This is a genomic window from Streptomyces sp. NPDC096048 (assembly GCF_044763415.1).
Lineage (GTDB): Bacteria > Actinomycetota > Actinomycetes > Streptomycetales > Streptomycetaceae > Streptomyces.
On the sequence record NZ_JBIWGG010000009.1, the window covers coordinates 301,539 to 322,450 of the forward strand.

Consider the following 20,912-nt stretch of genomic DNA (forward strand, 5'->3'; position numbering starts at 1 on the left):
TGTCAGCCGCCGAACTCGTGCAGACCCTTCACGGCCTGGTCCAGCAGCGCCTGCCGGCCCTCCAGCTCACGCTCGAGCTTGTCGGCCTTCGCGTTGTTGCCCTGGGCGCGAGCCTGCTCGATCTGCGAGCGCAGCTTGTCCACGGCGGCCTGGAGCTGACCGGTCAGACCCTCGGCACGCGCGCGTGCCTCCGGGTTGGTCCGGCGCCACTCGGTCTCCTCGGCCTCCTGGAGCGCCCGCTCGACCGCGTGCATCCGTCCCTCGACCTTCGGCCGGGCGTCGCGCGGTACATGCCCGATGGCCTCCCAACGCTCGTTCACCGCGCGGAACGCGGCCCGGGCCGCCTTCAGGTCGGTGACCGGGAGGAGCTTCTCGGCCTCCTCGGCCAGCTCCTCCTTGAGCTTGAGGTTCTCCGTCTGCTCGGCGTCCCGCTCGGCGAAGACCGAACTGCGGGCGGCGAAGAACACGTCCTGGGCGCCGCGGAAGCGGTTCCACAGGTCGTCCTCGTGCTCGCGCTGGGCGCGGCCCGCGGCCTTCCACTCGGACATCAGGTCGCGGTAGCGCGCGGCCGTCGGTCCCCAGTCCGTCGAGTTCGACAGCGCCTCGGCCTCGCCGACCAGCCGTTCCTTGATCCGGCGGGCCTCCTCGCGCTGCGCGTCCAGCTGCGCGAAGTGCTGCTTGCGGCGCTTGGAGAACGCCGAGCGCGCGTGCGAGAAGCGGTGCCACAGCTCGTCGTCGGACTTGCGGTCCAGGCGCGGCAGGCCCTTCCAGGTGTCCACCAGGGACCGCAGCCGCTCACCGGCCGCCCGCCACTGGTCGGACTGCGCCAGCTCTTCGGCCTCGGCGACCAGCGCCTCCTTGGCGCCGCGCGCCTCGTCGGACTGCTTCGCCCGCTGCGCCTTGCGCTCCTCGCGGCGCTTCTCCACCAGCGCGACGAGCTTGTCCAGCCGGGCCCGCAGCGCGTCCAGGTCGCCCACCGCGTGGTGCGCGTCGACCTGTTCCCGCAGGTGGTCGACGGCGGTCTGGGCGTCCTTCGCCGACAGGTCGGTGGTCTTCACCCGCTTTTCGAGGAGGCCGATCTCGACAACCAGGCCTTCGTACTTGCGTTCGAAGTAGGCCAGCGCCTCCTCGGGGGAGCCTGCCTGCCAGGAACCGACGACCTGCTCGCCGTCGGCCGTACGCACGTACACGGTCCCCGTCTCATCGACGCGGCCCCACGGGTCGCTGCTCACAGCGCCTCCTCCACATGATGCCTGCGGAGGGCTTCGCTACCCCCGGGCATCGTCCACAGTTTCGTCACGGCCAACATAGGCGACCGGCGGGTGACCTGTCCGCATCCCGCGCGACCGAACTTTCGCTGATGAGGGTCAGGATTTCGTGACGGTGGCCTTGTCGATCACGACCGTCGCGTTGGGTGCCCCGTCGCCCGCTCCGGTGCTCTCGCCCGCTGCGGCGATCTTCTTCAGCACCGCCATTCCCTCGTCCGAGATGGTGCCGAACGGCGTGTAGCTGGGAGGCAGCGGGCTGTTCTGGTACACGAGGAAGAACTGGCTGCCGCCGGTGTTCGGTTGGCTCGTGTTCGCCATCGCCACCGTGCCCGCCGGGTACATGTTCTCCTTCAGGCTCTTGTCCTTCAGGTTCTCGTCCGGGATGTTGTATCCCGGACCGCCGTTGCCCTGGCCCGTCGGGTCGCCGCACTGGAGCACGTAGATCCCGTTGGTGGTCAGCCGGTGGCACGGCGTGTGGTCGAAGAAGCCCTTGCCGGCCAGGAAGTTGAACGAGTTGACGGTGTGCGGCGCCGCCGAGGTCTTCAGCGCGATGTCTATGTCGCCGCAGGTCGTCGCCAGCTTCATCGTGTACTTGGCAGACTTGTCGATGGTCATCGCAGGTTCCTTCTTCCAGGTCTGCGTCTTGACCTTGCCCTCGGCCGGCTTGTCGCACGGGTCCGGCGCCTTGCTGCTCGCCGAGGCGCTCGGGGTGACCTCGGCGCTCGCGTTCGTCTTGCCGTCGTCGTCCCCCAGGACCACGCCGGTCGTGTACAGCGCGACACTGCCGATCAGAATCACGCCGAGCACCGACGCGATCGCGGCGTTGCGCATGCGCGCCCTGCGCCGCGCGGAGGTGCGTCGCTGCTGCTGCCGCAAGAACTTCTCCCGGGCGAGCTGACGCCGCCGCTGCTCCTGGGTGACCACCGGGTTCTCTCCTCATGCGTCTTCGTGTGCCGACCGGTACGCGTGGATGCGATGAGCCGACCGTGGGCGTGTAGCCCCGTACCGTATATGGGTTCGCTGAGGAAACGGCACCGCCGGTAGGCTCTGACCATGGGCGCGGCCCGTTCGCAAGCCCACCCGTACCGACACAAACGAAGGACGATCGTGCTCATTGCCGGGTTCCCCGCCGGGGCCTGGGGGACGAACTGCTATCTCGTCGCCCCCGCCGCCGGTGAGGAGTGCGTGATCATCGACCCCGGCCATCAGGCCGCCCAGGGAGTCGAGGAAGCACTCGCCAAGCATCGGCTCAAGCCCGTCGCCGTCGTCCTCACCCACGGCCACATCGACCATGTGGCCTCGGTCGTCCCGGTGTGCGGCGCGCACGACGTGCCGGCCTGGATCCACCCCGACGACCGCTTCATGATGAGCGACCCCGAGAAGGGGATCGGCCGCACCATCGGCATGCCGCTCATGGGCGAGCTGACCGTCGGGGAGCCGGACGACGTCAAGGAACTGACCGACGGCGCGAAGCTGGAACTGGCGGGCATGGAACTGACCGTCGCGCACGCGCCGGGCCATACCAAGGGGTCGGTGACCTTCGGCCTGCCCGAGGCGGCGGACATCCCGCCGATCATGTTCTCGGGAGACCTGCTGTTCGCCGGCTCCATCGGACGCACCGACTTCCCCGGTGGCTCCATGGACGACATGCTCGAGTCCCTGGCACGCGTGTGCCTGCCGCTCGACGACTCGACCGTGGTGCTGTCCGGACACGGCCCCCAGACGACCATCGGCCAGGAGCGCGCCACCAACCCGTACCTGCGGCAGGTGGCATCCGGCCAGGGAGTCCCCGGGGCTCCCCGACGAGGAATGTGACGAGACCTTCCGTGAGCACCTTCAAGGCCCCCAAGGGCACGTACGACCTGCTGCCGCCGGACTCCGCCAAGTACCTGGCGGTCCGCGAGGCGATCGCCGCCCCGCTGCGCAACTCCGGCTACGGCTACATCGAGACGCCCGGTTTCGAGAACGTCGAGCTCTTCGCGCGCGGTGTCGGCGAGTCCACCGACATCGTGACCAAGGAGATGTACGTCTTCGAGACCAAGGGCGGTGACCGGCTCGCCCTGCGCCCGGAGACGACGGCTCCCGTGCTGCGCGCGGTCCTGGAGGCCAACCTGCACAAGGCGGGCAACCTGCCGGTGAAGGTCTGGTACTCGGGCTCGCAGTACCGCTACGAGCGCCCGCAGAAGGGGCGTTACCGCCACTTCTCCCAGGTCGGTGCCGAGGCGATCGGCGCCGAGGACCCGGCGCTGGACGCCGAACTGATCATCCTCGCCGACCAGTCGTACCGCTCGCTGGGCCTCCAGGACTTCCGCATCCTGCTCAACTCCCTCGGCGACCAGGAGTGCCGTCCGGTCTACCGCGCGGCGCTCCAGGCCTTCCTGCGCGGCCTCGACCTGGACGAGGAGACGCTGCGCCGCGCCGACATCAACCCGCTGCGCGTCCTGGACGACAAGCGTCCGGAGGTGCAGAAGCAGCTGACCGACGCCCCGCTGCTGCGCGACTACCTGTGCGACGCCTGCAAGGCGTACCACGAGGAGGTGCGCGAGCTGATCACGGCGGCCGGCGTGGTCTTCGAGGACGACCCGAAGCTGGTGCGCGGCCTCGACTACTACACGCGCACGACCTTCGAGTTCGTCCACGACGGGCTGGGCTCCCAGTCCGCGGTGGGCGGCGGCGGCCGCTACGACGGCCTGTCCGAGATGATCGGCGGCCCGTCCCTGCCGTCCGTGGGCTGGGCCCTCGGCGTCGACCGCACCGTCCTCGCCCTGGAGGCGGAGGGCATCGAACTGGACATCCCGTCCGTCACCTCCGTCTTCGCGGTACCGCTCGGCGAGGAGGCCCGCCGGATCCTCTTCGCCAAGGTCACCGAGCTGCGCAAGAACGGCGTCGCCGCCGACTTCTCCTACGGCGGCAAGGGCCTGAAGGCCGCGATGAAGGCCGCCAACCGCTCGGGTGCGCGCTACGCCCTGGTCCTGGGCGAGCGCGACCTGGCCGAAGGCGTCGTCCAGCTCAAGGACATGGAGTCCGGCGAGCAGGCGGCGATCGGCGTGAACGAGATCGTCGCGGAGCTGGAGTCGAGGCTCGGCTAGCAGGTCCGCGCGCCCCGTCACCCCTGGGGGCGCCCGTGTTCGCGCACGTGTGCCCCCGGGGAACGGACATCGGCCGGAACGCGCCGCTCCAGTGCGATCACCGGTGCGTTCTTATGTTCATCGAACGGTGGCCACACAGGTCCGTGCGGCACAATGGCCCTGCCCGAAGCAGGTCCGACTCAAGTGACGGAATCGGCGTGATGAGCAAGACGACAGTGAAGGACGTCTCCACCGTGGCAGAGCCCGCGCCGGAAGCCACCGCCGGAACACCGCGCGCCGAGGGCGGCAGCCGCGCCTTCGCCCTGCTGCTGGTGATCACGGGCGCGGCCGGAGTGCTCGCCGCCTGGGTCATCACGCTCGACAAGTTCAAGCTCCTCGAGGCCAAGGTCGCGGGCACGACGTTCACCCCCGGGTGCAGCCTCAACCCCGTCGTCTCCTGCGGCAGCGTCATGGAGAGCGACCAGGCGGCCGTCTTCGGCTTCCCCAACCCGATGCTCGGCCTGGTCACCTACGGCATCGTCGTCTGCGTCGGCGTGAGCCTGCTGGCGCGCGCGCGTTTCCCGCGCTGGTACTGGCTCACCTTCAACGCGGGCACGCTCTTCGGCGTCGGATTCTGCACCTGGCTGCAGTTCCAGTCCCTGTACCGGATCAACGCGCTGTGCCTGTGGTGCTGCCTGGCCTGGGTCGCGACGATCATCATGTTCTGGTACGTGACGTCCTTCAACGTCCGCAAGGGCTTCCTGCCCGCGCCGAACTGGCTCAAGGGCTTCTTCGGCGAGTTCACCTGGGTCCTGCCGGTACTGCACATCGGCATCATCGGCATGATGATCCTGACCCGCTGGTGGGACTTCTGGACCAGCTGACCGTCCGGGTCCCCCGGCCCACCCGGGCCGCCGGTCCACCGCGCCCCTCCGGTTGTCAGTGCGGTGATTTAGGGTTCAGAGCGTGGAGCCCGACCTGTTCACCGCCGCAGCCGAAGAACGCCAGGAGAAGGACCCGACCGGCAGCCCCCTCGCCGTGCGGATGCGCCCGCGCACCCTCGACGAGGTCGTCGGTCAGCAGCACCTGCTCAAGCCCGGGTCACCCCTGCGCCGACTGGTCGGTGAGGGCGCCTCCGGCCCCGCGGGGCCCTCCTCGGTCATCCTCTGGGGCCCGCCGGGCACCGGCAAGACCACCCTGGCGTACGTCGTCTCCAAGGCCACCAACAAGCGCTTCGTGGAGCTGTCGGCGATCACCGCGGGCGTCAAGGAGGTCCGCGCGGTCATCGACGGCGCCCGCCGCGCGGTCGGGGGGTACGGCAAGGAGACCGTCCTCTTCCTCGACGAGATCCACCGCTTCAGCAAGGCCCAGCAGGACTCCCTGCTCCCGGCCGTGGAGAACCGCTGGGTCACCCTGATCGCCGCCACCACCGAGAACCCGTACTTCTCGATCATCTCTCCGCTGCTCTCCCGCTCCCTCCTCCTCACCCTCGAACCCCTCACCGACGACGACGTCCGGGGCCTGCTCCGCCGGGCCCTGACCGACGAGCGCGGCCTGAAGGAGGCCGTCGGCCTCCCCGAGGACACCGAGGAACACCTGCTGCGCATCGCGGGCGGCGACGCCCGCCGCGCCCTCACCGCGCTGGAGGCCGCCGCCGGGGCCGCCCTGGACAAGGGCGAGGCCGAGGTCACCCTGGCGACGCTGGAGGAGACCGTCGACCGGGCCGCGGTGAAGTACGACCGCGACGGCGACCAGCACTACGACGTCGCCAGCGCCCTGATCAAGTCCATCCGCGGTTCCGACGTGGACGCCGCCCTGCACTACCTGGCCCGGATGATCGAGGCCGGCGAGGACCCCCGGTTCATCGCGCGGCGACTGATGATCTCCGCCAGCGAGGACATCGGCCTCGCCGACCCGAACGCCCTGCCGATCGCCGTCGCCGCCGCCCAGGCCGTCGCCATGATCGGCTTCCCCGAGGCCGGCCTCACCCTCAGCCACGCCACCATCGCCCTGGCCCTCGCCCCCAAGTCCAACGCCGCGACCACCGCCATCGGCGCCGCCCTGGACGACGTACGCAAGGGCCATGCCGGGCCGGTCCCCTCGCACCTGCGCGACAGCCACTACAAGGGCGCGGGCAAACTCGGACACGGTCAGGGGTACGTGTACCCGCACGACCTTCCGGAGGGCATCGCCGCCCAGCAGTACGCCCCGGACGAACTGAAGGACCGGACGTACTACACGCCGACCCGGCACGGCGCCGAGGCCAGATACGCGGACGCGGTGGAGTGGACCCGCGGGCACCTCGGTCGCAAGCGGTCCTGAGCAGCCTGTAGAATCGCCCGGAGCGCCGAGTCCCGCGCAGTCAGAACGGGACAACCGGCCGGAACCCCTCGGGGTTCCAGGAGCGTCGCGCACCGTCGATCGGTGTCGCGGGCAGCCCACCACCACCCGGAGTTCCGGGAGCGGTCGGTGGGCCACTCGCGTGCTGCACGTATGTGCCCAGACCAGGGGAGCGGCTGCCCGGCAGGTCCCACGCGGACCAGGCGGGTTTTCCCGGCTGCGGATTGCGACCTCCCTCAACCCTGACAAGCCGGATACTCAGAAAAGAGACACAGACAGTGGCGAACCAGCCCCGTCCCAAGGTCAAGAAGTCGCGTGCCCTCGGCATCGCGCTGACCCCGAAGGCCGTCAAGTACTTCGAGGCCCGCCCCTACCCGCCGGGCGAGCACGGCCGCGGCCGCAAGCAGAACTCGGACTACAAGGTCCGTCTGCTCGAGAAGCAGCGTCTGCGCGCGCAGTACGACCTCAGCGAGCGCCAGCTCGTCCGCGCCTACGAGCGTGCCTCCAAGACCAACATGAAGACCGGCGAGGCCCTGGTCATCGAGCTGGAGCGCCGCCTCGACGCGCTGGTCCTGCGTTCGGGTATCGCCCGCACGATCTACCAGGCCCGCCAGATGGTCGTCCACGGCCACATCCAGGTCAACGGTCAGAAGGTCGACAAGCCGTCCTTCCGTGTCCGCCCGGACGACGTCGTGCAGGTGCGCGAGCGCTCCAAGGAGAAGACGCTCTTCACGATCGCCCGTGAGGGTGGCTTCGCCCCCGACGGCGAGACCCCGCGCTACCTCCAGGTGAACCTCAAGGCCCTGGCGTTCCGCCTGGACCGTGAGCCGAACCGCAAGGAGATCCCGGTGATCTGCGACGAGCAGCTCGTCGTCGAGTACTACGCCCGCTGATCCAGCGAAAACGCTGAACGAGCAGGCCGCAGTACCACCAGCGGTACCTCAGCCCGCCGTCTCCCCGCCCTTCCGGGCGGGCGAGGCGGCGGGCTTCGCCGTCCGCGCGCCCGCCGTGGCCCGCCGCCCGCTCCCACGCGGCGCCGGCAGCGAGGCCGGCGCCCCGGGCCGCCGCAGCGCCCGCGACACCGCCTCCCGGCGGCCGAGCCGCGCCCCGTGCCGCACGCACTCCTCGTACCGCTCGTCGCCCAGCTGCTCCCGGGCCGCCGCCTCGCACAGCTCGTGCGGCGCGTTGTAGTGCGCCGAGCCGAACAGCGGCAGTCCCACCGACGGCCACATCCGCCCCGCCGCGCCCTGAAGCACCGCGGCCTCCGCCGCGTCGCCGTCCGCCACGGTGACCAGGGCCAGCAGTTCCACCGCCAGCACCGAGCCGAGCTGGTCCCGGAAACGGTGCGCACCGGCCAGGCAGTCGGTCAGCAACTCGCGGGCCCGCCCCGGTTCGCCGTCGCTCCACGCCGCGTAGGCCAGCACGTACAGGGCGTAGCCCCGGGTCCAGCGCTCGCCGTGGTCCTCGCACACCTGGCGCACGTCCTCGCACAAGCGCACCGCTTCCGGCAGATCGCCCTGGAACGCCCGGGTCATCGCCAGCTCCACCTGGCCCATCAGGACGTTGCTGTTGAGTTCGCCGATCTCCCGGTACCGCCGCAGCGCGGAGCGCAGCAGCGTCTCCGCACGCGGCATGTCGTCCGTGACCAGGGCCAGGCATCCGGTCCGGTGCTCCGCGTAGGCCATCGCCGTCGGGTTCGCCGACCGCTCGGCCTCCTCCCGGCACTCCTGGAGCGCCGCCAGCGCGGGCACCGTGTCGCCCTGCAGGATCGCCACGTAGCCGAGCACCCACAGCGCCTTCAGCCGGGACTGCTCGCCCGCCGTCCCCTCCACGTCCAGCCGCACCGCCTGCTCCAGCCAGCGCCGCCCCTCCGACAGCCGTCCGCAGCCGACCCAGTGGAACCACAGCGCGCCCGCCAGGTACTGACCCAGGTGAGCCTCGTCCGGCTCGGTCAGGCAGTGCTCCAGGGCGCTGCGCAGATTCGGCAGTTCCGCGTCCACCCGCGCGGCGACCTCGCGCTGGCGCGGCGAGAACCACTCCAGCTCGCACCAGGTCGCCAGGCCCATGTACCAGTCCCGGTGCCGCCGCCGCAGCCGCGTCGCGTCACCCGTCGCCTCCAGCCAGTCGGCGCCGTACGTCCGCACCGTGTCGAGCATCCGGTAGCGCGCCCCGGCCGGCGCCTCCTCGCGGGTCAGCACGGACTGCGCGAGCAGCGCGGAGAGCACGTCGAGGACGTCGTCGGCGGGCAGCCCCTCGCCGCTGCACACGTACTCGACGGCCTCCAGGTCGAACGGCCCGGCGAACACCGAGAGCCGCGCCCACAGCAGCCGCTCCGCCGGCGTGCACAGCTCGTGGCTCCAGCCGATCGCCGTGCGCAGCGTGCGGTGCCGGGGCAGCGAGGTGCGGTCCCCGCCGGTCAGCAGGCGGAAGCGGTCGTCCAGCCGTTGCAGCACCTGCCCCGGCGACAGCGCGTCCAGGCGCCCCGCCGCCAGTTCGATCGCCAGCGGGATCCCGTCCAGGCGCCGGCACAGTTCGCGTACCTCCCCGGATTCCTCCTCGTCGCCGGCGTCGTGCCCGTACGTCAGGTGCCGCTGCCCCGCCCGGACCGTCAGCAGCTCCACCGCCTCCTCCGGGCTCAACGGCGCCAGCGGGAAGCGCCGTTCCCCGGCCACGCCCAGCGGCCTGCGCCCCACCGCCAGCACCCGCAGCCCCGGAGCGCGGCCCAGCAGGTCGGTCGTCAGTGCGGCACAGGCGTCCACCAGGTGCTCGACCCCGTCGAGAACCAGGAGCGACTCCCGCTCGGCGAGGTGCGCGAGCAGCGTCTCGCGCGGCAGCCGGGTCGTGTGGTCGGTCAGGCCCAGCGCCTCCACGACCGCGTAGTCGACGAACTCCTCGTCGCGCACCGGCGCCAGCTCCACCCGCCACACCCCGTCCCGGGGCGCGCACCGCGCGGCCGCCCGCGCCGCCAGACGCGACTTCCCGACCCCGCCGGCCCCGGTCACGGTCACCAGCCGCCCGGAGCCCAGTGCCCCGACCAGCTCCGCGAGCTCCGTCGCTCTCCCCACGAACGTGTCGAGTTCCAGCGGTAGATTGCCGTGCGGGATGCCGTCGCGCCGATGGTCTCGCATAAAACACGGAGCGTACTGAACCGAATTCACTCCGTACAATCGCTTCTCGCGATTCCACCGCGCTGCGCCGCGCGCGGCCGGTAATCCGGTACGGAGCCCCGCGCCCGGCGCGATAGGCTCGGTGAACGACTTTCCCGATGTTCAGGTACGTCTTTCAGGGAGCGGGTGCACACAGTGTCCGGTGGCGAGGTGGCCGGGATCCTGGTGGCCGTCTTCTGGGCGATCCTGGTCTCCTTCCTCGCCGTCGCACTGGCGAGGCTGGCCCAGACGCTCAGGGCGACCACCAAGCTCGTGGCGGACGTGACCGAACAGGCCGTGCCGCTGCTGTCCGACGCCTCTTCGGCGGTGCGCTCCGCGCAGACCCAGATCGACCGGGTCGACGCGATCGCCTCGGACGTCCAGGAGGTCACGTCGAACGCCTCCGCGCTGTCCACCACCGTGGCCTCCACCTTCGGCGGCCCTCTGGTCAAGGTCGCCGCGTTCGGGTACGGCGTGCGCCGGGCACTCGGCGGTCGCAAGGAGGGCGTGCCCGCGGGCCCGGCCAAGGAGCCGCGGCGCACCGTGATCGTCGGCCGTACGATCCCGGTGGCGCGGCGGACGAAGCGGAAGAAGGACTGATCCAGCGATGTTCCGCCGTACGTTCTGGTTCGGCACCGGCGTCGCCGCCGGCGTGTGGGCCACCACCAAGGTCAACCGGAAGCTCAAGCAGCTGACCCCCGACAGCCTCGCCGCGACCGCGGCGAACAAGGCGCTCGACGCGGGCACCCGGCTCAAGGACCGCGCGGTGGGCTTCGCACTCGACGTCCGCGAGAACATGGCCCAGCGGGAGGCCGAACTGGACGACGCGCTCGGGCTGAACGCCCCCGTCGACCGTGAACTCCCCGAACCCCGGCGTCACAACGCCATCGAGAACCGCGACAACCCGAAGTCCGTCGTCGACGTCAGGGCGACGTACTCGTACAACCGGAATGAGGACCACTGATGGAGTCGGCCGAGATTCGTCGCCGCTGGTTGAGCTTCTTCGAGGAGCGCGGTCACACCGTCGTCCCTTCGGCGTCGCTCATCGCGGACGACCCGACTCTGCTGCTGGTCCCGGCCGGCATGGTGCCCTTCAAGCCCTACTTCCTGGGTGAGGTCAAGCCGCCCTTCGACCGCGCCACCAGCGTGCAGAAGTGCGTGCGCACGCCGGACATCGAAGAGGTCGGCAAGACCACGCGGCACGGCACGTTCTTCCAGATGTGCGGCAACTTCTCCTTCGGCGACTACTTCAAGGAAGGCGCCATCAAGTACGCCTGGGAGCTGCTCACCAGCCCCCAGGACAAGGGCGGTTACGGCCTCGGCCCCGAGCGCCTGTGGATCACCGTCTACAAGGACGACGACGAGGCCGAGCGCATCTGGCACGACGTCGTCGGCGTCCCCTCCGAGCGCATCCAGCGCCTCGGCAAGAAGGACAACTACTGGTCCATGGGCGTCCCCGGCCCCTGCGGACCGTGCTCCGAGATCAACTACGACCGCGGCCCCGAGTTCGGCGTCGAGGGCGGCCCCGCCGTCAACGACGAGCGGTACGTGGAGATCTGGAACCTCGTCTTCATGCAGTACGAGCGGGGCGAGGGCATCGGCAAGGAGGACTTCGAGATCCTCGGGGACCTGCCGAGCCAGAACATCGACACGGGCCTCGGCCTGGAGCGGCTCGCCATGATTCTGCAGGGCGTGCAGAACATGTACGAGATCGACACCTCCATGGCCGTCATCAAGAAGGCCACCGACCTGACCGGCGTGGCCTACGGCGACGCCCACGCCTCCGACGTCTCCCTGCGCGTGGTCACCGACCACATGCGCACCTCCGTGATGCTCATCGGCGACGGCGTCACCCCCGGCAACGAGGGCCGCGGCTACGTGCTGCGCCGCATCATGCGCCGTGCCATCCGCAACATGCGGCTGCTCGGCGCCACCGGTCCGGTCGTCAAGGACCTGATCGACGTCGTGATCGAGATGATGGGGCAGCAGTACCCCGAACTGATCACCGACCGCGAGCGGATCGAGAAGGTCGCCCTCGCCGAGGAGAACGCCTTCCTGAAGACGCTGAAGGCCGGCACCAACATCCTCGACACCGCCGTCAGTGACACCAAGGCCGCCGGTGGTGCCGTCCTCGCCGGCGACAAGGCCTTCCTGCTCCACGACACCTGGGGCTTCCCGATCGACCTCACCCTGGAGATGGCCGCCGAGCAGGGGCTCTCCGTGGACGAGGACGGGTTCCGACGCCTCATGAAGGAGCAGCGGGAGCGCGCCAAGGCCGACGCCCAGGCCAAGAAGACCGGCCACGCCGGCACCGGCGCCTACCGCGAGATCGCCGACCAGGCCGGTGCCACCGACTTCGTCGGCTACAGCGACACCGAGAGCGAGTCCCGAATCGTCGGCATCCTCGTCGACGGCGCCTCCTCCCCGGCCGCCACCGAGGGCGACGAGGTCGAGATCGTCCTCGACCGCACCCCGTTCTACGCCGAGGGCGGCGGCCAGATCGGCGACACCGGCCGGATCAAGGTCGACACGGGTGCCGTCATCGAGGTCCGCGACTGCCAGAAGCCGGTCCCCGGGGTGTACGTCCACAAGGGCGTCGTCCAGGTCGGCGAGGTCACCGTCGGCGCCAAGGCCCAGGCCTCCATCGACGACCGCCGCCGCAAGGCCATCGCCCGCGCCCACTCGGCCACCCACCTCACCCACCAGGCCCTGCGCGACGCCCTCGGCCCGACGGCCGCCCAGGCCGGCTCCGAGAACCAGCCCGGCCGCTTCCGCTTCGACTTCGGCTCGCCGTCCGCCGTTCCGACGGCCGTGATGACCGACGTCGAGCAGAAGATCAACGAGGTGCTCGCCCGCGACCTCGACGTGCGCGCCGACGTCATGGGCATCGACGAGGCCAAGAAGCAGGGCGCCATCGCCGAGTTCGGCGAGAAGTACGGCGAGCGGGTGCGCGTCGTGACCATCGGCGACTTCTCCAAGGAGCTGTGCGGCGGCACCCACGTGCACAACACCGCCCAGCTCGGCCTGGTCAAGCTGCTCGGTGAGTCGTCCATCGGCTCCGGCGTGCGCCGAATCGAGGCCTTGGTCGGCGTGGACGCCTACAACTTCCTCGCCCGTGAGCACACGGTCGTCGCCCAGCTCCAGGAGCTGATCAAGGGCCGCCCGGAGGAGCTCCCGGAGAAGGTCTCCGCGATGCTCGGCAAGCTCAAGGACGCCGAGAAGGAGATCGAGAAGTTCCGCGCCGAGAAGGTCCTCCAGGCCGCCGGCTCGCTCGCCGACTCCGCCAAGGACGTGCACGGCGTGGCCCTGGTGACCGGGCAGGTCCCGGACGGCACCACCGCCGACGACCTGCGCAAGCTGGTCCTCGACGTGCGCGGCCGTATCCAGGGCGGCCGGGCCGTCGTCGTCGCCCTGTTCACCACCGTCAACGGCAAGCCCCTCACCGTCATCGCCACCAACGACGCCGCCCGCGAGCGCGGTCTCAAGGCCGGTGACCTGGTGCGCACCGCCGCCAAGACCCTCGGCGGCGGCGGTGGCGGCAAGCCGGACGTCGCCCAGGGCGGCGGCCAGAACCCGGCCGCCATCGGTGACGCCGTCGACGCCGTCGAGCGCCTCGTGGCGGACAGCGCCAAGTGAGCGACGCCGCGAGCGGCCGGAGGGACGACGGCCGGATGGACCAACGGGCGGACCGCCGGACGGATGATCGTACGGACGGCCCGGTCATGCGCCGGGGTCGCCGTCTGGCGATCGACGTCGGGGACGCCCGTATCGGGGTCGCCTCCTGCGACCCCGACGGAATCCTGGCCACCCCGGTGGAGACCGTCCCCGGCCGCGACGTCCCGGCGGCGCACCGGCGGCTGCGCGGGCTGGTCGAGGAGTACGAGCCGATCGAGGTCGTCGTCGGTCTCCCACGCTCCCTCAAGGGGGGCGAGGGCCCGGCCGCGGCCAAGGTCAGGGGCTTCGCGCGGGAACTGGCTCAGGGCATCGCGCCGGTCCCGGTCAGGCTCGTCGACGAGCGGATGACGACGGTGACCGCCAGTCAGGGACTGCGTGCCTCGGGAGTGAAGTCCAAGAAGGGCCGGTCCGTCATCGACCAGGCCGCCGCTGTGATCATCCTCCAGCAGGCACTGGAATCCGAACGGGTGTCAGGCAGAGCGCCCGGCGAGGGCGTCGAAGTGGTCATCTGATCGCGATACGGTAACGTTCCGCGCGATGCGGAGGCATTCGAACAGCCACCGCACAGCAAGAGGTGGAACGGAAGCCGGCCCTACATGCGAGGTCGGGCACATCCCGTCGCCTCGCGGCTCTAGGGGATCGATGACTGAGTATGGCCGGGGCCCAGGCTCCGAACCGTGGCATCCGGAGGACCCGTTGTACGGGGACGGCGGATGGGGCGGACAGCAGGCCCACACGGGTCAGCAGTCCCCCTACGGCGGCCAGCCACAGCAGTATCCGGAGCAGCAGCAGTCGCAGCAGCAGTACGGCGACTGGGGCGACGGCGGCCAGTCCGCGTACGGTCAGCAGCCGCAGTACGACCAGTACGGTCAGCAGCACCCAGAGCCGCAGTACGACCAGTACGGTCAGCAGCGGTACGACCAGCAGCAGTACGCCCCTCAGGCACAGCCCCAGCAGAGTTACGACAACGGCGGCTGGGGCACCGGCGCGCATCCCCACGCGCAGTACCCCGCCGACCCGTCGGACCCCTACGGCCAGCAGTCCGCCGCCTATGGCGCGGAGCAGCCGGACTTCTACGGCACCCCGGAGGCGTACCCGCCGCCGGAACCGCCCGCGCGCCGGCGCACCGAGCCCGATCTCGAGCGCACCGACTGGGACCCCGGTCCCGACGAGGGCGAGCACGCCTTCTTCGCGGGCGGGGACGTGGACGGAGAGGACGACGACTCCGGCGGTCGCGGCCGCGGTGACCGGAGGGGCGGCCGGGGCGGCAAGCCCAAGAAGGGCCGCAACGGAGTCGCGTGCCTCGTGGTCTGCCTGGTGCTCGGCGGCGGCGTGGCAGGAGTCGGTTATTTCGGCTACCAGTTCTACCAGGATCGTTTCGGCGCCGCCCCGGACTACGCGGGCGACGGCAACGGCGAGCAGGTGACCGTCTCCATCCCCAAGGGCGCGGGCGGCTCGACCATCGGCCAGGAGCTGAAGCGGAAGGGCGTGGTGAAGAGCGTCGACGCCTTCATCGCCGCCCAGCAGAGCAACCCCCGCGGCAAGAGCATCCAGGACGGCGCGTACACGCTGCAGAAGGAGATGTCGGCCGAGAGCGCGGTCGAACTCCTGCTCAACCCCAAGAGCCGCAGCAACCTGATCATCGCCGAGGGCAAGCGCAACGTCGACGTCTACAAGATGATCGACAAGCGGCTCGGGGTGGACGAGGGCACCACGGCCGGCGTCGCCAAGACCGAGTGGAAGAGTCTCGGCCTGCCCGACTGGGCGATGAACCACAAGAACGTGAAGGACCCGCTGGAAGGATTCCTCTACCCGTCCAGCTACTCGGCGACCAAGGGGCAGAAGCCCGAGGACGTGCTGAAGCAGATGGTGGCGCGGGCGACCGAGCAGTACGAGAAGATCGGACTCGCGGAGAAGGCGGAAGGCCTCGGCCTCGACGGGCCATGGCAGCTGCTCACCGTGGCGAGCCTGGTGCAGGCGGAGGGCAAGACCCACGACGACTTCCGCAGGATGTCCGAGGTCATCTACAACCGGCTCAAGCCCACCAACACGGAGACCAACCAGGAGCTCCAGTTCGACTCGACCTTCAACTACCTGAAGGGCCAGAGCAAGATCCGCATCAGCGAGTCCGAGATCAACAGCAACCCGGACCCGTACAACACCTACACCAACAAGGGCCTGCCGCCCGGACCCATCGGCAACCCCGGCGCAGAGGCACTGCAGGCGGCGCTCGCACCCACGAACGACGGCTGGATGTACTTCGTGGCGACCGACGGCGTGAGCAAGACCGAATTCGCCAAGACGCACGATGAGTTCCTGAAGCTGAAGGAAAAGTTCGATGCCAGCTCGGGCAACTGACCATCGCCGAGCAGCCGTACTCGGCTCCCCGATCGCCCACTCCCTCTCCCCGGCACTGCACCGCGCCGCCTACGCCGAGCTGGGTCTCGCGAGCTGGACGTACGACCGTTTCGACGTCGACGAGGAGGCGCTGCCGGGCTTCTTCGAGCAGCTGGGCCCCGACTGGGCGGGGCTGTCGCTGACCATGCCGCTCAAACGGGCGGTCATCCCGCTGCTCGACGAGATCACCGAGACCGCGGCCTCCGTGGACGCGGTGAACACCGTGGTCCTCACCGAGGACGGCCGGAGGACCGGCGACAACACCGACATCCCCGGCATCGTCGCCGCCCTGCGCGAACACGGCATCGAGAAGGTCGAGACCGCGGCGGTCCTCGGCGCCGGCGCCACCGCCTCCTCCGCGCTGGCCGCGCTGGCCCGGATCTGCACCGGCGAGGTCGCCGTCTACGTACGCAGCGAGGCGCGCGCCGCCGAGATGCGGGGCTGGGCCGAGCGGCTGGACGTCGCCGTACGCATCGCCGACTGGGCGGACGCCGAGGAGGCGCTGCGCGCCCCGCTGGTGGTGGCCACCACGCCGGCCGGCACCACCGACGCCCTCGCCGCGGCCGTCCCCGAGATGCCCGCGACCCTCTTCGACGTGCTCTACGACCCGTGGCCGACCGCTCTCGCCGCCCGCTGGTCGGCGTACGGCGGAGCCGTCGTCAGCGGACTCGACCTGCTGCTCCACCAGGCGGTGCTGCAGGTCGAGCAGATGACGGGCCGCGCCCCGGCCCCGCTCGCCGCCATGCGCCGCGCGGGAGAGCGCGCCCTCGCGGACCGTTAGCGTCCCTCCGGCCCTCGTGCGTGCCCGCGGCGACGTTTGGCGTCCGCGCACCCGTCCGCCAGATGGACCGGCGGCCGGGCCGGGCGACTGGACGTGGGAGGATCGGAGGTGGCGGACCGGGGCCCGCGCACCCGGACACGCCGTCGCCGTACGCGGAGAAGACGCGTACGCAGGGCATAACCGGGGCGCGAGCACTGAGGAGCACCGTTGAGCAGGTTGCGCTGGCTGACCGCGGGGGAGTCCCACGGTCCCGCACTCGTCGCGACGCTGGAGGGTCTGCCCGCCGGCGTGCCGATCACCACGGACATGGTCGCGGACCACCTGGCGAGGCGGCGGCTCGGCTACGGTCGCGGCGCGCGGATGAAGTTCGAGCGGGACGAGGTCACCTTCCTCGGCGGCGTCCGGCACGGGCTCACCCTCGGTTCCCCGGTCGCGGTCATGGTCGGCAACACCGAGTGGCCCAAGTGGGAGCAGGTCATGTCCGCCGACCCGGTGGACCCGGAGGTGCTGGCCGGTCTGGCGCGCAACGCCCCGCTGACCCGCCCCCGCCCCGGCCACGCCGACCTCGCGGGCATGCAGAAGTACGGCTTCGACGAGGCCCGGCCGATCCTGGAGCGCGCCTCCGCGCGGGAGACCGCCGCCCGGGTGGCGCTGGGCGCGGTGGCGCGGTCGTACCTGAAGGAGACGGCCGGCATCGAGGTCGTCAGCCACGTCGTCGAGCTGGCCGCCGCCAAGGCTCCCTACGGCGTGTACCCGACGCCGGCGGACGTGGAGAAGCTGGACGCCGACCCGGTGCGCTGCCTGGACGCGGACGCCTCGAAGGCGATGGTCGCCGAGATCGACCAGGCGCACAAGGACGGCGACACCCTCGGCGGCGTGGTCGAGGTGCTGGCCTACCACGTCCCGGTCGGGCTCGGCTCGCACGTGCACTGGGACCGCCGGCTGGACGCCCGGCTGGCCGCCGCCCTCATGGGCATCCAGGCCATCAAGGGCGTCGAGGTCGGCGACGGCTTCGGACTGGCCCGGGTGCCCGGTTCCCAGGCACACGACGAGATCCTCACCGGCCCCGACGGCATCAAGCGGGCGTCCGGCCGCTCCGGCGGCACCGAGGGCGGTCTCACCACCGGCGAGCTGCTGCGCGTGAAGGCGGCCATGAAGCCGATCGCGACCGTGCCGCGGGCGCTGCAGACCGTGGACGTCGCCACCGGCGAGGCCGCGCAGGCCCACCACCAGCGCTCCGACGTGTGTGCCGTGCCCGCCGCCGGCATCGTCGCCGAGGCGATGGTCGCCCTGGTCCTGGCGGACGCGGTGGCGGAGAAGTTCGGCGGCGACAGCGTGGCCGAGACCCGCCGCAACGTCACCTCGTACCTCGACAACCTGGCCATCCGGTGACCGGGGCCCCGCTGATCGTCCTCGTCGGCCCGATGGGCGTCGGCAAGTCCACCGTCGGACAGCTGCTGGCCGACCGGCTCGGCGTCGGCTACCGGGACACGGACGAGGACATCGTCACCGGGCAGGGGCGCACCGTCGCCGACATCTTCGTCGACGAGGGCGAGGCGGCCTTCCGGGCCCTGGAGAAGCAGACCGTGCACCGGGCGCTCGCCGAGCACGACGGCGTCCTCGCCCTCGGCGGCGGCGCGATCCTGGACGCGGACACCCGCGGCCTGCTCGCCGGGCAGCGCGTCGTCTACCTCTCGATGGACGTCGAGGAGGCCGTCAAACGCACCGGCCTGAACGCCGCGCGGCCGCTGCTGGCGGTCAACCCGCGCAGACAGTGGCGCGAGCTGATGGAGGCCCGCCGCCACCTGTACGAGGAGGTCGCCACGGTCGTCGTGGCCACCGATGGGCGTACGCCGGAAGAAGTCACCCGAGCCGCCATCGACGCACTGGAGTTGAAAGAAGCATGAGCGAGGCAGTCACCCGGATCCAGGTCGGCGGCACCGCGGGATCCGACCCCTACGAGGTCCTGGTGGGCCGTCAGCTCCTGGGTGAACTCGGTGCTCTGATCGGCCCGAGGGCCAAGAAGGTCGCGGTGATCCACCCCGAGGCCCTCGCCGAGACCGGCGACGCCCTGCGCGCCGACCTCGCCGGGCAGGGCTACGAGGCGATCGCCATCCAGGTGCCCAACGCCGAGGAGGCGAAGACCGCCGAGGTCGCCGCCTACTGCTGGAAGGCGCTCGGCCAGTCCGGCTTCACCCGCACCGACGTCATCGTCGGGGTGGGCGGCGGTGCCAGCACCGACCTGGCGGGCTTCGTGGCCGCGACCTGGCTGCGCGGCGTGCGCTGGATCGCCGTCCCCACCACCGTGCTGGCCATGGTGGACGCGGCCGTCGGCGGCAAGACCGGCATCAACACCGCCGAGGGCAAGAACCTCGTCGGCGCCTTCCACCCGCCGGCCGGTGTCCTGTGCGACCTGGCCGCGCTGGACTCCCTCCCGGTCAACGACTACGTCTCCGGGCTCGCCGAGGTCATCAAGGCCGGCTTCATCGCCGACCCGGTGATCCTGGACCTGATCGAGTCCGACCCCCAGGCCGCGCGCACCCCGGCCGGACCGCACACCTCCGAGCTGATCGTGCGTTCGATCAGGGTCAAGGCGGAGGTCGTCTCCTCCGACCTGAAGGAGGCGGGTTTGCGGGAGATCCTCAACTACGGCCACACCCTCGGCCACGCCATCGAGAAGAACGAGCGCTACAAGTGGCGCCACGGCGCCGCGGTCTCCGTCGGCATGCACTTCGCCGCCGAACTGGGCCGCCTCGCGGGCCGCCTGGACGACGCCACCGCCGACCGCCACCGCAGCATCCTCGAAGCCGTCGGCCTGCCGCTGCACTACCGCCACGACCAGTGGCCCAAGCTGGTCGAGAACATGAAGGTCGACAAGAAGTCCCGCGGCGACCTGCTGCGCTTCATCGTCCTCGACGGTCTCGCCAAGCCCACCGTCCTGGAGGGCCCCGACCCGGCCGTCCTCCTCGCCGCCTACGGCGAGGTGGGCGAGTAGTACCCCGGCGTACCTTCCGTCCGATTCGCCTTGCGAGACGGGCACTTCGGACCGCCCCCGACCGTTCACCAAACGACGGCCGGGGGCGGTACCGTTCGGTAGCAAGCGGGCCCCGTCCCGCTGTCAGCGCCCATCGCCTGTACGAGACGGAGTGGCACCGGATGCAGCACGCAGTGGGTTCTCCGCTGCCGCCGCCCCATCAGCCGGGGCACGGACCGGCCGTCGGCTGGTCCCCGGCCGCACACCACCCGGGCCCCCACCAGGGTTCCGCCCCCGTTCCTCCGCCTGCGCCGGGATATCCCGTGCAGGCCCCGCCCCCCGTGGCGCCGCAGCAGGTCCCGCCCGCCGCGGCTCCCCAGCAGGCGCCGGCCCCGGGTCCGCACCAGGCTCCGCGTCCGCACCAGGCGGCCCCCGTCGCGCCCGTGCCCGACGCCACCGGCCATGTACCGCTGCCGCCCGGCGGCCCCGTGGCCGTGCCCAGCGTGCCCCCGGCCACGGCCGCCGCGCCCGACCCCACCACGACCACCCTCGCGGTGCTGCTCATCGGCCCCGCGGGTGCCGGCAAGACCAGCGTCGCCAAGTACTGGGCGGACCACCGTCGGGTCCCCACCGCGCACATCAGCCTCGACGACGTCCGCGAATGGGTCCGCTCCGGCTTCGCCGACCCCCAGACCGGGTGGAACGAGAACAGCGAGGCCCAGTACCGCCTCGCCCGCCGCACCTGCGGCTTCTCCGCACGCAACTTCCTCGCCAACGGCATCTCGTGCATCCTCGACGACGCGGTCTTCCCGGACCGCCCGGTCGTCGGCCTCGGCGGCTGGAAGCGGCACGTCGGCCCCGGCCTGCTCCCGGTCGTCCTCCTGCCGGGCCTGGACATCGTCCTGGAGCGCAACGCCGAACGCAGCGGCAACCGGCGCCTCACCGACGAGGAGGTCGCCCGCATCCACGGCCGGATGGCCGGCTGGTACGGCTCGGGTCTTCCGATCATCGACAACTCCCAGCTCGACGTCCCCGAGACGGCTCGCCTCCTGGACGAGGTCCTGTCCCGCTCGATAGCCAGCCCGCCGAACTGGTAACAGAGGGGAGTGTGCCGACTCGGGGGCGCGGGGCGGTATCGACACGCGGCTCCGCCGCGGGGCGCGACAAGCCCCCACCGGCCGGTGGACGCCCACAACGACAAGCCCCACCCCGGTCGGCGCACCGGCGTACACACACGCACCTCCCCACTCGGCCTCTCCCGAG

The 20,912-nt window shown here is 71.2% G+C and carries 18 protein-coding genes; 15 read left to right on the plus strand and 3 right to left on the minus strand.

Annotated elements, in window-relative coordinates; translation table 11 throughout:
• Positions 1–2 precede the first annotated feature (2 nt).
• A complete protein-coding gene (locus tag ACIQ6R_RS26020) occupies positions 3–1,232 on the minus strand; it encodes a DUF349 domain-containing protein (protein WP_404179433.1) in 1,230 nt (409 codons plus the stop codon).
• Positions 1,233–1,367: 135 nt separating this feature from the next.
• The gene (locus ACIQ6R_RS26025) at positions 1,368–2,192 is read right to left on the minus strand and encodes a peptidylprolyl isomerase (protein WP_404223728.1); all 825 of its coding nucleotides are present in this window, start codon (positions 2,190–2,192) and stop codon (positions 1,368–1,370) included.
• A 183-nt stretch (positions 2,193–2,375) separates the two neighbouring features.
• On the opposite strand from ACIQ6R_RS26025, the gene ACIQ6R_RS26030 reads away from it, so the two are divergent.
• From ACIQ6R_RS26030 to rpsD, 5 genes are all read left to right on the plus strand, one after another.
• The gene (locus ACIQ6R_RS26030) at positions 2,376–3,083 is read left to right on the plus strand and encodes an MBL fold metallo-hydrolase (protein ID WP_404179427.1); all 708 of its coding nucleotides are present in this window, start codon (positions 2,376–2,378) and stop codon (positions 3,081–3,083) included.
• 11 nt (positions 3,084–3,094) lie between these two features.
• Entirely contained in the window at positions 3,095–4,357 is a 1,263-nt protein-coding gene (gene hisS / locus ACIQ6R_RS26035; protein ID WP_404223730.1) for a histidine--tRNA ligase, read from the plus strand.
• A 200-nt stretch (positions 4,358–4,557) separates the two neighbouring features.
• Entirely contained in the window at positions 4,558–5,220 is a 663-nt protein-coding gene (locus tag ACIQ6R_RS26040; RefSeq protein ID WP_404179421.1) for a vitamin K epoxide reductase family protein, read from the plus strand.
• Positions 5,221–5,302: 82 nt separating this feature from the next.
• Positions 5,303–6,658 carry a replication-associated recombination protein A gene (locus tag ACIQ6R_RS26045; RefSeq protein WP_404179418.1) on the plus strand — a complete coding sequence of 452 codons (1,356 nt, stop codon included), beginning with the start codon at positions 5,303–5,305 and terminating at the stop codon, positions 6,656–6,658.
• Between the two features lie 296 nt (positions 6,659–6,954).
• On the plus strand, positions 6,955–7,569 hold the full coding sequence (gene rpsD / locus ACIQ6R_RS26050) for a 30S ribosomal protein S4 (protein WP_003977321.1): 615 nt from the start codon (positions 6,955–6,957) through the stop codon (positions 7,567–7,569).
• A gap of 48 nt (positions 7,570–7,617) precedes the next feature.
• Here rpsD and ACIQ6R_RS26055 read toward each other — a convergent pair whose 3' ends face one another.
• The gene (locus tag ACIQ6R_RS26055; RefSeq protein ID WP_404223732.1) at positions 7,618–9,804 is read right to left on the minus strand and encodes an ATP-binding protein; all 2,187 of its coding nucleotides are present in this window, start codon (positions 9,802–9,804) and stop codon (positions 7,618–7,620) included.
• 165 nt (positions 9,805–9,969) lie between these two features.
• Here ACIQ6R_RS26055 and ACIQ6R_RS26060 point away from each other — a divergent pair, with 165 nt between their 5' ends.
• The 10 genes from ACIQ6R_RS26060 (at position 9,970) to ACIQ6R_RS26105 (ending at position 20,746) form a co-directional block, all read left to right on the plus strand.
• Positions 9,970–10,422: a DUF948 domain-containing protein gene (locus tag ACIQ6R_RS26060; RefSeq protein WP_404179412.1), complete on the plus strand. Its 453-nt coding sequence runs from the start codon at positions 9,970–9,972 to the stop codon at positions 10,420–10,422.
• 7 nt (positions 10,423–10,429) lie between these two features.
• Positions 10,430–10,786 (plus strand): hypothetical protein, encoded by a 357-nt coding sequence (locus ACIQ6R_RS26065; RefSeq protein WP_404179409.1) that lies wholly within the window; start codon positions 10,430–10,432, stop codon positions 10,784–10,786.
• A complete protein-coding gene (gene alaS, locus ACIQ6R_RS26070; protein WP_404223734.1) occupies positions 10,786–13,458 on the plus strand; it encodes an alanine--tRNA ligase in 2,673 nt (890 codons plus the stop codon). The genes ACIQ6R_RS26065 and alaS overlap by 1 nt, the downstream gene beginning before the upstream one ends.
• Before the next feature lie 86 nt (positions 13,459–13,544).
• On the plus strand, positions 13,545–14,009 hold the full coding sequence (ruvX, locus tag ACIQ6R_RS26075) for a Holliday junction resolvase RuvX (protein ID WP_404223735.1): 465 nt from the start codon (positions 13,545–13,547) through the stop codon (positions 14,007–14,009).
• 130 nt (positions 14,010–14,139) lie between these two features.
• On the plus strand, positions 14,140–15,855 hold the full coding sequence (mltG, locus tag ACIQ6R_RS26080; protein ID WP_404223737.1) for an endolytic transglycosylase MltG: 1,716 nt from the start codon (positions 14,140–14,142) through the stop codon (positions 15,853–15,855).
• On the plus strand, positions 15,836–16,675 hold the full coding sequence (locus ACIQ6R_RS26085) for a shikimate dehydrogenase (RefSeq protein WP_404223739.1): 840 nt from the start codon (positions 15,836–15,838) through the stop codon (positions 16,673–16,675). Before mltG ends, ACIQ6R_RS26085 begins: the two co-directional genes overlap by 20 nt.
• Before the next feature lie 207 nt (positions 16,676–16,882).
• Complete coding sequence (gene aroC, locus ACIQ6R_RS26090) at positions 16,883–18,067, plus strand: chorismate synthase (RefSeq protein WP_404179394.1); 1,185 nt, start codon at positions 16,883–16,885, stop codon at positions 18,065–18,067.
• 32 nt (positions 18,068–18,099) lie between these two features.
• On the plus strand, positions 18,100–18,582 hold the full coding sequence (locus ACIQ6R_RS26095) for a shikimate kinase (protein WP_404223864.1): 483 nt from the start codon (positions 18,100–18,102) through the stop codon (positions 18,580–18,582).
• Positions 18,579–19,670, plus strand: coding sequence for a 3-dehydroquinate synthase (gene aroB / locus ACIQ6R_RS26100; protein ID WP_404179391.1), 1,092 nt, complete (start codon positions 18,579–18,581; stop codon positions 19,668–19,670). The genes ACIQ6R_RS26095 and aroB overlap by 4 nt, the downstream gene beginning before the upstream one ends.
• 161 nt (positions 19,671–19,831) lie before the next feature.
• Positions 19,832–20,746, plus strand: a complete 915-nt coding sequence (locus tag ACIQ6R_RS26105) for a Pro-rich N-terminal domain-containing protein (RefSeq protein ID WP_404179388.1) — start codon at positions 19,832–19,834, stop codon at positions 20,744–20,746.
• Positions 20,747–20,912 lie beyond the last annotated feature (166 nt).